The organism is Kitasatospora sp. NPDC059795 (assembly GCF_042732175.1).
Lineage (GTDB): Bacteria > Actinomycetota > Actinomycetes > Streptomycetales > Streptomycetaceae > Kitasatospora.
Map to the genome: position 1 here is coordinate 399778 of NZ_JBHWID010000004.1, position 11977 is coordinate 411754.

The following is an 11977-nucleotide window of genomic DNA, read 5'->3' on the forward strand; positions in this document are numbered from 1 at the left end:
TCAGGTCTCCGGCCGCTCAGGTCTCCGGCTGCTCGATCACCTGCGCGAGGTAGAGCGCCTCGCTGAGCTTGTCGATCAGCTCCAGCTGGGTGTCCAGGTAGTCGATGTGGTGTTCCTCGTCGGCGAGGATGTCCTCGAAGATGTTCGCCGAGGTGACGTCGTTCTTGGCGCGCATCACCACGATCCCGCGCTTGAGGCGGTCGATCGCCTCCACCTCGATCTGCCGGTCGGCCTGGAACATCTCCGTGACGGTCTGCCCGATCCGGACGTGGAACAGCCGCTGGTAGTTCGGCAGGCCCTCCAGGAACAGGATCCGGTCGGTCAGCGTCTCGGCGTGCTTCATCTCGTCGAAGGACTCGTGCCGGGTGTATTTCGCGAGCTTGGTCCAGCCGTTGTTCTCCTGCATTTTCGCGTGCAGGAAGTACTGATTGATCGCGGTGAGCTCGGCCGTCAGCTGCTCGTTGAGGAACTCGATGACTTCGGGGTCGCCCTGCATGGCCTGCCTTCCTGACTCGTCATTCCGGCCGGTGCCGGGTTGCCCGCATCGTGGCAGCCGGGCGGGGTCACTTCCAGTAAGTTCACGCTTACCGAACGGTCGGTGGTCGACGTTTCTCCAGGCCAGAGAATTTTCTGACCTGCACGGATGCCGGACGGATTGGACTGTTCGGGGGTATCTGGCCGGAGCGCCCGGCGGGTAATTCCCTCGTGTTGCCCCCCTCCGTCGGAATGCGTTCCGGAAGGGGCGCTCACGGTTCGCGGAACGCCGTCTGTCACCATGGAGCCATGGGTCAGCACCAATCGGAACAGCCGCCGCCTGACCCGAGGCTCCCGCCGGGCCAGCGCCGACAGCGCGGCTGGCCGGTGCTGCACTACGGGCCGGTGCCCCGGTTCAAGCCGCACAGCTGGGACTTCCAGGTGTTCGGGGCGACCGCCGGCGCGGAGAAGACCAGCTGGGACTTCGCGGCCTTCCACGCACTGCCCAGGACCACCGTCCGCGGCGACTTCCACTGCGTCACCAAGTTCTCCATGCTCGACAACGAGTGGAGCGGCGTCGCCGCCCGGACGGTGCTCGACCTGGTGCCGCCCGACCCGACCGTCACCCACGTCATGGTGTGGGCCGAGTACGGCTACAGCGCCAACCTGCCGCTCGCCGACTTCGCCGACCCGTCGACGGTGTTCGCCACCCACCACGACGGGCAGCCGCTCACCGCCGAACACGGCTTCCCGGTCCGCCTGGTGGTGCCGCACCTGTACGCCTGGAAGGGCCCCAAGTGGGTGCGCGCCGTCGAGTACATGCGGGCCGACCGGCGCGGCTTCTGGGAGGAACGCGGCTACCACAACCGGGCCGACCCCTGGCAGCAGCAGCGCTACTCCTACCAGGAGCAGGAGGGCGACGGCCCGCCGCGGTGAAGCCCTAGAACAGGCTGATGGTGACGGTCACCGTCGACCCCTGCGGGCGCGGCGTGCCCGCCGCCGGGGACTGCCCGGTGGCCTTGCCGAGCGGCAGCAGGCCGGCGATCTGCGGGGTGAACCCGGCGTCCTGCAGGGCCTTCACCGCGTCGTCCTTGGACATCCCGACGACGTCCGGCACCGGGTGCATGCCCTTGGAGACCGTCAGCGCCACCGGCGAGTTCGGGGACAGCGTCGTGCCGGGCGCCGGGTCGGCGGAGATCACCGCGCCCTTCGGGACCGTGTCGCTGAACTGCTCGGTGGTGGTGCCCGCCGTCAGCCGGGCATCGGTCAGCGCCTTGCCGGCCTCGGCCAGCGGGCGGTTCGTCAACTCCGGTACCGGCACCCGCTCCGGGCCGCGCGAGACGACCACCTTCACCGCGTCGCTCTTGCGGACCTTGGCGCCGACCCCCGGGTCGGTGGAGATCACCTGGCCGGCCTGCACCGACTCGCTGAACTGCTGGGTGTACGTGCCGTGCAGGCCCTGCTTGTCCAGGATCGTCACGGCCTGCTGCTGGTTCTGGCCCAGCACGCTCGGCACCGTCGCGTACACCGCGCTGGACAGCGTGTACGTCACGCCGCCGACCAGCAGCACCACCGCGAGCACCACCGCCGACCAGATCAGCGGCTTGGTGGTGCCGCTGCGCCGACGGGCGGTGCGGCGGCGGCGCGCGGGGAGGTCCTCGTTCACCGGGCGCACCGGCGGCAGCAGGTCCGGCGGGACGTCCAGCACGCTGGTGCGTTCCAGGCCCGGCGGGGCGCTGATCACCGCGGTCTCCTCGCCCGGGTTGAACTGCGGGGTGGGCCGGCCGGACGCCGGCGGCTCCGCGTCCAACTGCCCGTCCGGCAGCGCCCGGCGCACCCGCTGCACCGTGGCCAGCAGCTCCACCGCGTCCCACGGGCGGGCCTGCGGGTCGCGGGCGGTCGCGGCGGCGACCAGCGCGTCCAGCTCCGGGCCCACGGCGGGGGCGATCCGCGACGGCGCGGGGACGTCCTCGTGCAGGTGGCGGTACATCACCTGGGCGGCGTTCTCGCCGGTGTGCGGCTTGGCGCCGGTCAGCATCTCGTACAGCAGGATGCCCGCCGCGTAGACGTCCACCCGCTGGTCCGTGGGCGCGTCCTGGCTGATCTGCTCCGGGGCCAAGTACGAGACGGTGCCCAGCAGTTGGCCCGCCTCGGTGGTGGCGGTGGCGTTCTGGTCGGCGGCGCCCATGATCCGGACCAGGCCGAAGTCCGCGACCTTCACCAGGCCGTTGTCGGTGATCAGCACGTTCTCCGGCTTCACGTCCCGGTGCACCAGCCCCGCGCGGTGCGCCGCGCCGAGCGCCGCCAGCACCGGCTCCAGGACGTCCAGCGCGGCCCGCACCGAGAGCGCGCCGCGGTCGCGCAGCAGGTCGCGCAGGGTGCGGCCGGGGACGTACTCCATCGCCATGAACACCGCGCGCGGATCCGCGCCCTGGTCCAGCACGTTGACCACGTTGGGGTGCGCGAGCCGGGCCACCGCCTTCGCCTCGCGGATGAACCGCGCCGTGAAGTCGGCGTCGCCCGCCAGCGAAGGGTGCATCACCTTCAGCGCGACGGTCCGGTCGAGGCGGGTGTCGGTGCCGCGGTAGACCGTCGCCATGCCGCCGACGGCGATCCGCTGCTCGACCCGGTAGCGCCCGTCGAGCAGCGCACCGATCAAGGGGTCGTTCAGCGTCATGTCCACCCGAGGAGTCTAGTCAGCGCCCGGCAGGGCTGGACCACCTGCCGGGCGCGTGCCGTCGGAACGGGCGCGTGCCGTCAGAACGCCGGGCGCTCGCGGGTGTCGGCGAGGCCGGTGGTCGGGGAGGACGCCTCGGCGTAGTAGCGGCGCGGGATGCGGCCGGCCCGGTGGGCGAGGCGGCCGGCCTCGACGGCGCGGCGCATCGCGTCGGCCATCAGCACCGGGTCCTGGGCGCGGGTCACGGCCGAGGCCAGCATGACGGCGGAGCAGCCGAGCTCCATCGCCAGGGCGACGTCGCTGGCGGTGCCGGCGCCCGCGTCGAGGACCACCGGGACGTTCGCGGACTCCACGATCAGCTGGAAGTTGTGCGGATTGCGGATGCCCAGGCCGGAGCCGATCGGCGAGCCCAGCGGCATGATCGCCGCGCAGCCGACGTCCTCCAGCTTGCGGGCCAGCACCGGGTCGTCGTTGGTGTACGGCAGCACCGTGAAGCCGTCGTCGACCAGGGTCTCGGCGGCGTCCAGGAGTTCGATCGGGTCGGGCAGCAGGGTGCGCTCGTCGGCGATGACCTCCAGCTTCACCCAGTTCGTGCCGAGCGCCTCGCGGGCCAGCCGGGCGGTCAGCACGGCCTCGCCGGCGGTGTAGCAGCCGGCCGTGTTCGGCAGGATCCGGATGCCGTTGCGGGCCAGCACCTCCAGCACCGAGCCCTGGGTGGCGGTGTTGACCCGACGCATCGCGACCGTGGTCAGCTCGGTGCCGGAGACGCGCAGCGCCTGCTCCAGCACCTCCAGGCTGGGCGCGCCGCCGGTGCCCATGATCAGGCGGGAGGTGAAGGTCGTGTCACCGATGGTGAGCAGGTCGTCGGCCATCTCAGCCTCCCTGCACGGCGGTGAGGATCTCCACCCGGTCGCCCGCCCGCAGCGCCGTGTCGGCCCACGAACTGCGCGGCACCACGGCCTCGTTGACGGCGGCGGCGACGCCGGTGTTGGCGGCGGAGACCTCGGCGACCACCACGTCCAGGGTGGTGGCCTCGGGCAGTGTGCGGGGTTCGCCGTTGACGGTCAGGGCGACGGTGTTCATGCGGGCACCTCGGTGCGGAAGCGGTCGGGGGTGAAGTCGGCGGCCAGCGCGGGGAGTTCGCCGGTGGCCAGGTAGTCGGCGAGCAGGTCGGCGGTGACCGGGGTGAGCAGCACGCCGTTGCGGTGGTGCCCGGTGGCGGCGGCCAGGCCGTCCAGCGCGGTCGGGCCGAGCAGCGGCGCGTTGTCGGGGGAGCCGGGCCGCAGGCCCGCGTTGGTCTCCACCAGCGGCAACTCGGTGATGCCGGGGACGAGTTCGTGCGCGTCGCGGAGCAGCTCGTAGACGCCGCCCGCGGTGACGGTGGTGTCGTGCCCCATCTCCTCGGTGGTCGCGCCGATCACCAACTCGCCGTCGGCGCGCGGCACCAGGTACAGGTGCCGGCCGCGCACCACGGCGCGCACGTTGCGGGACAGGAACGGCGCGTACAGCTCGGGGATGCGCAGCCGGAGCACCTGCCCCTTGACCGGGCGGATCGCCGGCAGCACCCCGTCCGGCAGGCCCGGCAGCAGGTGGGAGCGGGAGCCCGCCGCCAGCACCGTCCGGCCGGCCGTCAGGTGCTCGCCGGTCAACAGCCGTACGCCGGTGGCACGTTCGCCGTCGATCAACAGTTCGGCGGCCTGGGTGCGGTGGAAGGCGACGCCCAGCAGCTTGCACGCCGCGACCAGCGCGGTGGCCAGCCGGCGGCCGTCCACCTGGTGGTCCTCGGCGACGTGCAGGCCGCCGCGCACCCCGGGCGCCAGCATCGGCTCCAGCCGTCGGCACTCCCGGCCGGTCAGCCACTCCGAGGCCAGGCCCAACCGGCCGTGGAAGGCGTGCAGTTCGCGCAGTTCCTCGCGGTCGTCGGAGTCCAGCGCGACGGCCAGCGTGCCGGTGCGGCGGTAGCCGGTGTCCAGGCCGGTGAGTTCGGTCAGCTCGGCGGCGAACGCGCCGTAGCGCTCGTTGGACGCCATGCCCAGGCGCAGCAACGGCTCCTCGCCGTACTGGAGTTCGGTGACCGGCGCGAGCATCCCCGCGGCCACCCGGGCCGCGCCGCCGCCCGGCGACGGGTCCACCACCGCGACGCGCAGCCCGCGTTGCGCGGTGCGCCAGGCGACGCCGAGGCCGATGATGCCCCCGCCGATCACCAGCACGTCGGAATGTGCCACCACGCCTCTTCTCCCTTCGCCGGCATGACCCGGATCAGGTTCGGACGGTCGCGGGCCGCCACAGCCCGCCTCTCAGCCCGGTGCGCCGGGCTCCCGTGATAGTCAGTGCCTCCACTTTAACGCCGGGCCGACCCCCGCCCACAGGGGCATGCGGGCGGTTAGGGTGGGGCCGTGGCTGAGCTGAGGGCAACGGACCGGGTCGTCGTGGTCGGGGCGGGCATGGCGGGCGCACAGGCCGCCCTGAACCTGCGGCAGGGAGGCTGGCAGGGCGCGATCACCCTGGTCGGCGAGGAACTCCACCTGCCGTACGACCGGCCGCCGCTGTCCAAGGACGTCCTGCTCGGCAAGGCCGACGCCACCGCCTTCGAACTCGACTGGGCCGACCTCGGCGTCGAACTGCTCACCGGCCGCCGCGCCACCGGCCTGACCGCCGGCGTGCTGCACACGGATGGCGGCGAACTCCCGTACAGCGCCCTGGTGATCGCCACCGGCGCCGACCCGCGCACCCTCCCCGGCCTGCCCGGCGCCCGCACCCTGCGCACCGTCGACGACGCGCACGCGCTGCGCGCCGCACTCACCCCCGGCAGGCGGATCGTGCTGGTCGGCGCGGGCTGGATCGGCGCCGAGACCGCCACCGTCGCCCGCGCCCTCGGCTGCCACGTCACCGTGGTGGAGGCCGCCGCCACCCCGCTCGCCGGGGCGCTGCCCGCCGAACTCGGCGCGCTGATGGCCGAGTGGTACGCCGCCGCGGGCGTCGAACTGCGCTGCGGCGTCGGCGTCGCCGGGGCCGCCGACGGCGGGGTGCTGCTCGCCGACGGCACCCACCTGCCCGCGGACGAGGTGGTGGTCGGCATCGGCGCCCGCCCCGCCACCGGCTGGCTCGCCGACAGCCCGCTCGCCCTCGACCCCGACGGCACCGTCCCGGTCGACGACCGGCTGCGTACCGTGCTGCCCGGCGTCTGGGCGGCCGGCGACTGCGTCTCCTACCCGTCCGCCCGGTTCGGCACCCGGCTGGCCGTCCAGCACTGGGACCACGCGCTGCACTCCGGCGGCACGGTCGCCGCGTCCGTGCTCGGCACCCTGGACGCGCCCTACGACCCCGTCCCGTACTTCTGGTCCGAGCAGTTCGACCGCATGGTGCAGTACGCGGGCCGGCACGCCGGGGCCGACCACCTGCTGTGGCGCGGCTCCCCGTCCGGGCGCGACTGGTCGGTGCTGTGGCTGCGCGACGGCGTCCTCGTCGCGCTGCTCGCCGTGGACCGACCGCGCGACCTGGCGCAGGGCCGCCGCCTGATCGAACGCGGCGCCGTGCTCGATCCCGCGCTCGCCGCCGACCCCGCCGTCCAGCTGAAGGCGGCCGTCAGGTAACGGGTGGGTAGGCTGGGTGCCGTGAGCACTATTGATCCCAAGATCGACGCCCTGGTCCCTGCGTGGCTGTACCTGCCCGACATCTCCGAGCGGTGGGGCGTGGTGATCACCGAGGTCCGGGACATGGTGAAGAACCGCACCCTGTTGGCCGTCCGCCGCGGCCAGAACAACTCCCTCCAGGTGCCCGCCGACTTCATCGAGGACGACGGCCCGGTCAAGCACCTGGTCGGCACCCTCACGGTGCTGCGCGACTGCGGCTTCTCCGACCAGGAGATCCTCGAGTGGATGTTCACCGAGGACCCGTCGCTGCCCGGCAGCCCGATCCAGGCGCTGCGCGAGAACCGCGGCACCGAGGTCAAGCGCCGCGCCCAGGCCCTCGCGCTGTGACGGCCCGCCGGCAACTCGCCGACGCGAAGCTCTACCTCTGCACCGACGCCCGGCGTGAACAGGGCGACCTGGCCGACTTCCTGGACGCCGTGCTGGCCGGCGGCGTCGACATCGTCCAGCTCCGCGACAAGAACCTGGAGGCCCGCCAGGAACTCGAATTCCTGGAGGTCTTCGCGGACGCGGCGAAGCGGCACGGCAAGCTGCTGGCCGTCAACGACCGCGCCGACGTCGCGTACGGCGCCCGCCCCGACGTGCTGCACCTCGGGCAGGACGACCTGCCGGTGCGGGTGGCCCGCGCGATCCTCGGCGAGGACGTGCTGATCGGACGCTCCTGCCACGCCGAGAGCGAGGTGGACGCGGCGATCGCCGAACCCGGCGTCGACTACTTCTGCACCGGCCCGGTCTGGCCCACGCCCACCAAGCCCGGCCGCCACGCCCCCGGCCTCGACCTGGTCCGCCACGCGGCCGACCGGAACCCGGACCGGCCGTGGTTCGCCATCGGCGGCATCGACCTGGGCAACCTCGACCAGGTGCTGGACGCCGGCGCCACCCGCATCGTGGTCGTCCGGGCGCTCACCGCGGCGGAGGACCCGGGCGCGGCCGCAGCCGAACTGGCGGCGCGCCTGCGCTAGCCCTGGCGGGCAGCCTGCGCGCGGCCCGGTCGGCTGAGGGGAAGGCCGGCCGATCCGCGGGGGCGGGTGGTGTCCGGGAACCGCGGAGGGCCCTGCCGTCCTCCGTGGAGTCGTGAACCCCGTACCCCGTGCCCGCCGGATCGCCCTGTTCGGTCCGGCACTGCTTCTCGCGGCGGCCGTCGCGTTCGTCGCGCAGCGGCCGCTGCACCACCGTGCCGGATGGCAGCCCTGGCTGGTCACCGTCAACGGTGCGGTGTTCTGGTCGCTGGCCGCGCTGCCGCTGTCCGCGGCGGTGGTGTGGGCGCTGGCGCGGCGGCGGGGCGGCACGGCCGACGGGTGGCGGCGTTCGGTCGCCGAGGTCGCGATGGTGCACGGGACGCTGCCCTGGGTGTGGATGATCATGCTGCCCGGGCCCGGGGCGGGCGTCGCGCCCCGGCGGGTGAGCCTGCTGCCGCTGCGGGACATCCACGCGATCCTCACCCACGGCACACCGGTCACCGCGACGGTGCAGATCGTCGGCAACCTGCTGGTGTTCGCCGCGCTCGGCCGCTTCGCGCCGGTACGGTTCCGCGCACTCGCCTCGGTGCCGCGGATGCTGGCGCTCGGCGCGGCCTGCTCGGTGCTGGTGGAGACCGCCCAGTACGTGCTGTGGCTGGACCGGGTCTCCTCGGTGGACGACGTCCTGCTGAACGCCGCCGGCGCCGGGCTGGCCGCGTGGTCCTCCCGACGCCGGTGGTCTGCTTCTAGTACTTCCGCACCGTCGCCGCGTCCGCCAGCGCCAGCAGCACCTCGCGGGCCGGACCGTCGCTGATCGGGGCGGTGCGCAGGGCGGCCAGCGCCTCGTCGAGCAGCTGGTCGATGCGGGCCTCGACGAGCGCCGGGGCACCGCTGGCGGAGATCAGCTCGCGCAGCTCGACCACCTCGTCGGCGGTGAGGTCCGGCGCGCCGAGCCGGGCGTCCAGCTGCTTGGCGTCGATCTCCGACAGGCCGCGCATCGCGTGCGCGACCAGCAGGGTGCGCTTGCCCTCGCGCAGGTCGTCGCCGGCCGGCTTTCCGGTGACCGCAGGGTCGCCGAAGACACCGAGCAGGTCGTCCCGGAGCTGGAACGCCTCGCCCAGCGGCAGACCGAAGTTGCCGAGCGCCTCGACCAGGTCGGGGCCCGCGCCGGCCAGCAGCGCGCCGACCTGGAGGGGGCGCTCGATGGTGTACTTCGCCGACTTGTAGTGCAGGACGGTGCGCGCGCGGTCGAGTGCGCCGGCGTCGGTGGAGTCGCCCGAGACCGGCTCCAGCACGTCCAGGTACTGGCCGAGCATGACCTCGGTGCGCATCAGGTCGAAGGCGGGCTTGCCGGCGGACACCGCGGCGGCGGGCAGCCCCGAGCGCTGGAACAGCTCGTCGCACCAGATCAGCAGCAGGTCGCCGAGCAGCACCGCCGCGGACGCGCCGTACTGCTCGCGGTCGCCGCGCCAGCCGTTGGCCCGGTGCATGCCCTCGAAGCGGCGGTGCACGGACGGCACGCCGCGGCGGGTGTCGCTGCGGTCCATCAGGTCGTCGTGCACCAGGGCGCTGGCCTGCAGCAGTTCCAGGGCGGCCGCGGCCCGCTCGATGCCGGGCTCGTCGGCGTCGCCGCCGGCCGCGCGCCAGCCCCAGTAGCAGAACGCCGGACGCAGCCGCTTGCCGCCGTCGAGCAGGAACTCGCGCAGCGCGTCGGCGACCGGGCCGAGCTGGTCGGAGATCCCGGAGAGCAGGGCGGTCTGTTCGGCCATGAACGCACTCAGCGCGGCGTTGACGCGGTCGCGCACGTCTTCCGCGTCGATGGGGTTGCGGGGAAGACGGGTGGAGGAGGGCACCTGGAACTCCGGTTAGATGGGCTGACAGTCAGATTAACGCCCCGGCTCGGGTGCGCCCGCCCACCGCCGCCGGGCCGGACTGCGAACGGCATGGCCGGAAATCTCGACAACTGTCTCAGCCCCTGGACTCGGTTTGTCCGGGCCGCGCCGCCGAAGGCTAACCTGCCTGCATGGCACTCGGCATTCCCTCCACCAGAAGCGACCGCGCCCAGACCGTGCGCGACCTGCTGGCGGCAGGCGACCGCTCCTTCTCCTTCGAGTTCATGCCGCCCCGCAACGAGGAGGGCGAACGCAAACTCTGGGACGCGATCCGCCGCGTCGAGGCGCTCGACCCCAACTTCGTCTGCATGACCTACGGCGCCGGCGGCTCCTCCCGCGGCCGCACCGTCAACCTGGTCGGGCGGATCGCCACCGAGACCACCCTCACCCCCGTCGCGCACCTCACCGCCGTGGACCACTCGGTGGCCGAACTGCGCAACATCATCGGCCAGTACGCCGACGAGGGCGTCCGCAACGTGCTCGCCGTCCGCGGCGACCCGCCCGGCGACCCGATGGGCGAGTGGGTCCGCCACCCGGAAGGCGTCAGCTACGCCTCCGAGCTGGTCGAACTCATCAAGGGCATCGGCGACTTCTGCGTCGGCGTCGCCGCGTTCCCGCAGATGCACCCGCGCTCCACCGAGTGGGACGAGGACATCAAGCACTTCGTCGCCAAGTGCCGGGCCGGCGCGGACTACGCGATCACCCAGATGTTCTTCGAGGTCGAGGACTACCTGCGGCTGCGCGACCGGGTCGCGGCGGCCGGCTGCGAGACGCCGATCATCCCGGAGATCATGCCGGTCACCAACATCCGGCAGCTGGTGCGCTTCCCGCAGCTCTCGGGCTCCGACTTCCCGCCGGAGTTCCGCCGCCGTCTGGAGGCCGCCGCCGAGAACCCGGCCGAGGTCCGCGCCGTCGGCCTGGAGCACGCCACCGCCATGGCCGAGAGGCTCCTCGCGGAGGGCGCGCCGGGCCTGCACTTCATCACGCTCAACCACAGCACCTCGACGCTGGAGATCTACCAGAACCTGGGCCTGCACACCCGCTGACCGCCCTCCGGGCGGGCGGGAGGAAAGGGCTGCTGGTTGCCGCCGGGCCTGCGCGTCGCCCTGCGGGCGGGGCTTCGCTGGTGTGGGTCGGGTCGGTCCTGCGGGCAGGGGGTTCGGGCGGGAGGAACGTCCGCCGGTGGCCGGGGCGCTCAGTCGCGTCGCCCTCCGGGCCGGGCCTCGGCGGCGGGGGCGGGCCGGGCCTTGGGCCGGAGTTTCGGGCGGCAGGAACGCCTGCCGGTGGCCGGGGCGCTGAGTCGCGTCGCCCTCCGGGCGGGGCCTCGGTGGCGGGCGGGCCGGGGTTTGGGTGGGAGGAAAGTCTGCCGGTGGTTGAGGTGTCGGGCTGTGTCGTTCTGCGGGTCGGGGTTCGGTGGCGGGGGAGAAATTCGGCTGTCGGTCGGGGTGTTGGGGCCGGTGTGGCGGTCTGCGGGGTAGGTGTGCAGGTTGGGGGTGTGCGGGATGCGGTGGTGTTTGCCCGGAGGCTGTACAGTCGCCCGCAACCGCGCGGTGATGGTGGCGTCTGGAGGTTGCGGGGATGGGCATCGGGCACCTGTTCCTCTATGGCGCGTTGGCGCTGGTCGCGGTCTGGCTGGCGGCCGAACTGCTGCTGCAGAACCGGGCCGCGCTGCACTGGCGGGCACTCGCGCTGGTGGGTTTCCTCGGCGTCGTCGCGGGGATGACCCAGTCCTCCGTACCGGTGATAGTCGTGGGCGCCGGAGCCTTCGCGGCGGGCCAGGCGATGGTCACCCTCTCGGTCAAGCGCGGTCGCCCCGTGGGCTGGTCGCTGCGCCGCGCCGACGGCACCCTGCCCGGACCGCTGGCGAAGGTGCCGCTGCTGGCCGCGGCCACCGGCGGCGCGGCCGTCGCGGCGGTGGCCGTCGAGACCGCGCCGAAGGTCGGTGAGGTCGGCCCGGTCGAGGACCAGCCGGTGGACGAACAGCCGTACGCCTACGAGGAGTTCCAGGAGATCGACGCGGGCGTCTACGCCGACGAGCCGGTCGCCTACCAGCCGCAGCAGGAGCAGTACCAGCAACAGCCGTACCAGCAGCCCGACTACGGCTACCAGCAACAGCAGCAGCAGCCCTACCAGGACCCGTACACGCAGCAACAGCAGCAGCCGCAACTGATCGGCTACGACCAGTACGGCCAGCCGATCTACCAGTTCCCGCAGCAACAGCAACAGCAGTACCAGCAGCAGTACCAGCCGGAGCAGCAGCAGCCGTACATCCCGCAGCAGCCGGGCGAGCAGCAGCACAACTGGTACTACCAGCAGCAGTAATGA

At 73.1% G+C, this 11977-nt stretch carries 13 protein-coding genes and 1 riboswitch; of the genes, 7 read left to right on the forward strand and 6 right to left on the reverse strand.

Going from position 1 to position 11977, the window contains the following annotated elements:
• Positions 1-16: 16 nt before the first annotated feature.
• Positions 17-496, reverse strand: a complete 480-nt coding sequence (gene bfr, locus ACFV4P_RS11360) for a bacterioferritin (RefSeq protein WP_380469748.1) — start codon at positions 494-496, stop codon at positions 17-19.
• Between the two features lie 287 nt (positions 497-783).
• On the opposite strand from bfr, the gene ACFV4P_RS11365 reads away from it, so the two are divergent.
• On the forward strand, positions 784-1410 hold the full coding sequence (locus ACFV4P_RS11365; protein WP_380469751.1) for a sulfite oxidase-like oxidoreductase: 627 nt from the start codon (positions 784-786) through the stop codon (positions 1408-1410).
• A gap of 4 nt (positions 1411-1414) precedes the next feature.
• On the opposite strand, the gene pknB is transcribed toward ACFV4P_RS11365, so the two are convergent.
• From pknB to thiO, 4 genes are all read right to left on the reverse strand, one after another.
• Positions 1415-3151, reverse strand: a complete 1737-nt coding sequence (gene pknB / locus ACFV4P_RS11370; RefSeq protein WP_380469947.1) for a Stk1 family PASTA domain-containing Ser/Thr kinase — start codon at positions 3149-3151, stop codon at positions 1415-1417.
• An 80-nt stretch (positions 3152-3231) separates the two neighbouring features.
• Positions 3232-4023 carry a thiazole synthase gene (locus ACFV4P_RS11375; RefSeq protein WP_380469752.1) on the reverse strand — a complete coding sequence of 264 codons (792 nt, stop codon included), beginning with the start codon at positions 4021-4023 and terminating at the stop codon, positions 3232-3234.
• A gap of 1 nt (position 4024) precedes the next feature.
• Positions 4025-4234: a sulfur carrier protein ThiS gene (gene thiS, locus ACFV4P_RS11380; protein WP_380469754.1), complete on the reverse strand. Its 210-nt coding sequence runs from the start codon at positions 4232-4234 to the stop codon at positions 4025-4027.
• Entirely contained in the window at positions 4231-5376 is a 1146-nt protein-coding gene (thiO, locus tag ACFV4P_RS11385) for a glycine oxidase ThiO (RefSeq protein ID WP_380469757.1), read from the reverse strand. Before thiO ends, thiS begins: the two co-directional genes overlap by 4 nt.
• Positions 5370-5483: riboswitch (TPP riboswitch) on the reverse strand. It overlaps the preceding gene by 7 nt.
• A 112-nt stretch (positions 5484-5595) precedes the next feature.
• Here thiO and ACFV4P_RS11390 point away from each other — a divergent pair.
• From ACFV4P_RS11390 to ACFV4P_RS11405, 4 genes are all read left to right on the forward strand, one after another.
• Positions 5596-6744, forward strand: a complete 1149-nt coding sequence (locus ACFV4P_RS11390; protein ID WP_380469949.1) for an NAD(P)/FAD-dependent oxidoreductase — start codon at positions 5596-5598, stop codon at positions 6742-6744.
• A 21-nt stretch (positions 6745-6765) separates the two neighbouring features.
• Positions 6766-7131, forward strand: a complete 366-nt coding sequence (locus ACFV4P_RS11395; RefSeq protein ID WP_380469760.1) for an Rv2175c family DNA-binding protein — start codon at positions 6766-6768, stop codon at positions 7129-7131.
• Positions 7128-7763: a thiamine phosphate synthase gene (gene thiE / locus ACFV4P_RS11400; RefSeq protein WP_380469762.1), complete on the forward strand. Its 636-nt coding sequence runs from the start codon at positions 7128-7130 to the stop codon at positions 7761-7763. The genes ACFV4P_RS11395 and thiE overlap by 4 nt, the downstream gene beginning before the upstream one ends.
• Positions 7764-7875: 112 nt before the next feature.
• Positions 7876-8574, forward strand: a complete 699-nt coding sequence (locus ACFV4P_RS11405) for a VanZ family protein (protein ID WP_380469764.1) — start codon at positions 7876-7878, stop codon at positions 8572-8574.
• Here ACFV4P_RS11405 and ACFV4P_RS11410 read toward each other — a convergent pair.
• On the reverse strand, positions 8507-9613 hold the full coding sequence (locus ACFV4P_RS11410; RefSeq protein WP_073811820.1) for a polyprenyl synthetase family protein: 1107 nt from the start codon (positions 9611-9613) through the stop codon (positions 8507-8509). The two genes, ACFV4P_RS11405 and ACFV4P_RS11410, sit on opposite strands and share 68 nt — an antisense overlap.
• Before the next feature lie 170 nt (positions 9614-9783).
• Here ACFV4P_RS11410 and metF point away from each other — a divergent pair, with 170 nt between their 5' ends.
• Entirely contained in the window at positions 9784-10698 is a 915-nt protein-coding gene (metF, locus tag ACFV4P_RS11415) for a methylenetetrahydrofolate reductase [NAD(P)H] (protein WP_380469766.1), read from the forward strand.
• A 532-nt stretch (positions 10699-11230) separates the two neighbouring features.
• On the forward strand, positions 11231-11974 hold the full coding sequence (locus tag ACFV4P_RS11420; RefSeq protein WP_380469768.1) for a hypothetical protein: 744 nt from the start codon (positions 11231-11233) through the stop codon (positions 11972-11974).
• The last annotated feature ends 3 nt before the right edge of the window (positions 11975-11977 follow it).

Bases quoted from the DNA above. Each gene is read 5' to 3' on its own strand.
- bfr (WP_380469748.1), bottom strand. From the start codon at position 496: ATGCAGGGCGACCCCGAAGTCATCGAGTTCCTCAACGAGCAGCTGACG.
- ACFV4P_RS11365 (WP_380469751.1), top strand. From the start codon at position 784: ATGGGTCAGCACCAATCGGAACAGCCGCCGCCTGACCCGAGGCTCCCG.
- pknB (WP_380469947.1), bottom strand. From the start codon at position 3,151: ATGACGCTGAACGACCCCTTGATCGGTGCGCTGCTCGACGGGCGCTAC.
- ACFV4P_RS11375 (WP_380469752.1), bottom strand. From the start codon at position 4,023: ATGGCCGACGACCTGCTCACCATCGGTGACACGACCTTCACCTCCCGC.
- thiS (WP_380469754.1), bottom strand. From the start codon at position 4,234: ATGAACACCGTCGCCCTGACCGTCAACGGCGAACCCCGCACACTGCCC.
- ACFV4P_RS11390 (WP_380469949.1), top strand. From the start codon at position 5,596: ATGGCGGGCGCACAGGCCGCCCTGAACCTGCGGCAGGGAGGCTGGCAG.
- metF (WP_380469766.1), top strand. From the start codon at position 9,784: ATGGCACTCGGCATTCCCTCCACCAGAAGCGACCGCGCCCAGACCGTG.
- ACFV4P_RS11420 (WP_380469768.1), top strand. From the start codon at position 11,231: ATGGGCATCGGGCACCTGTTCCTCTATGGCGCGTTGGCGCTGGTCGCG.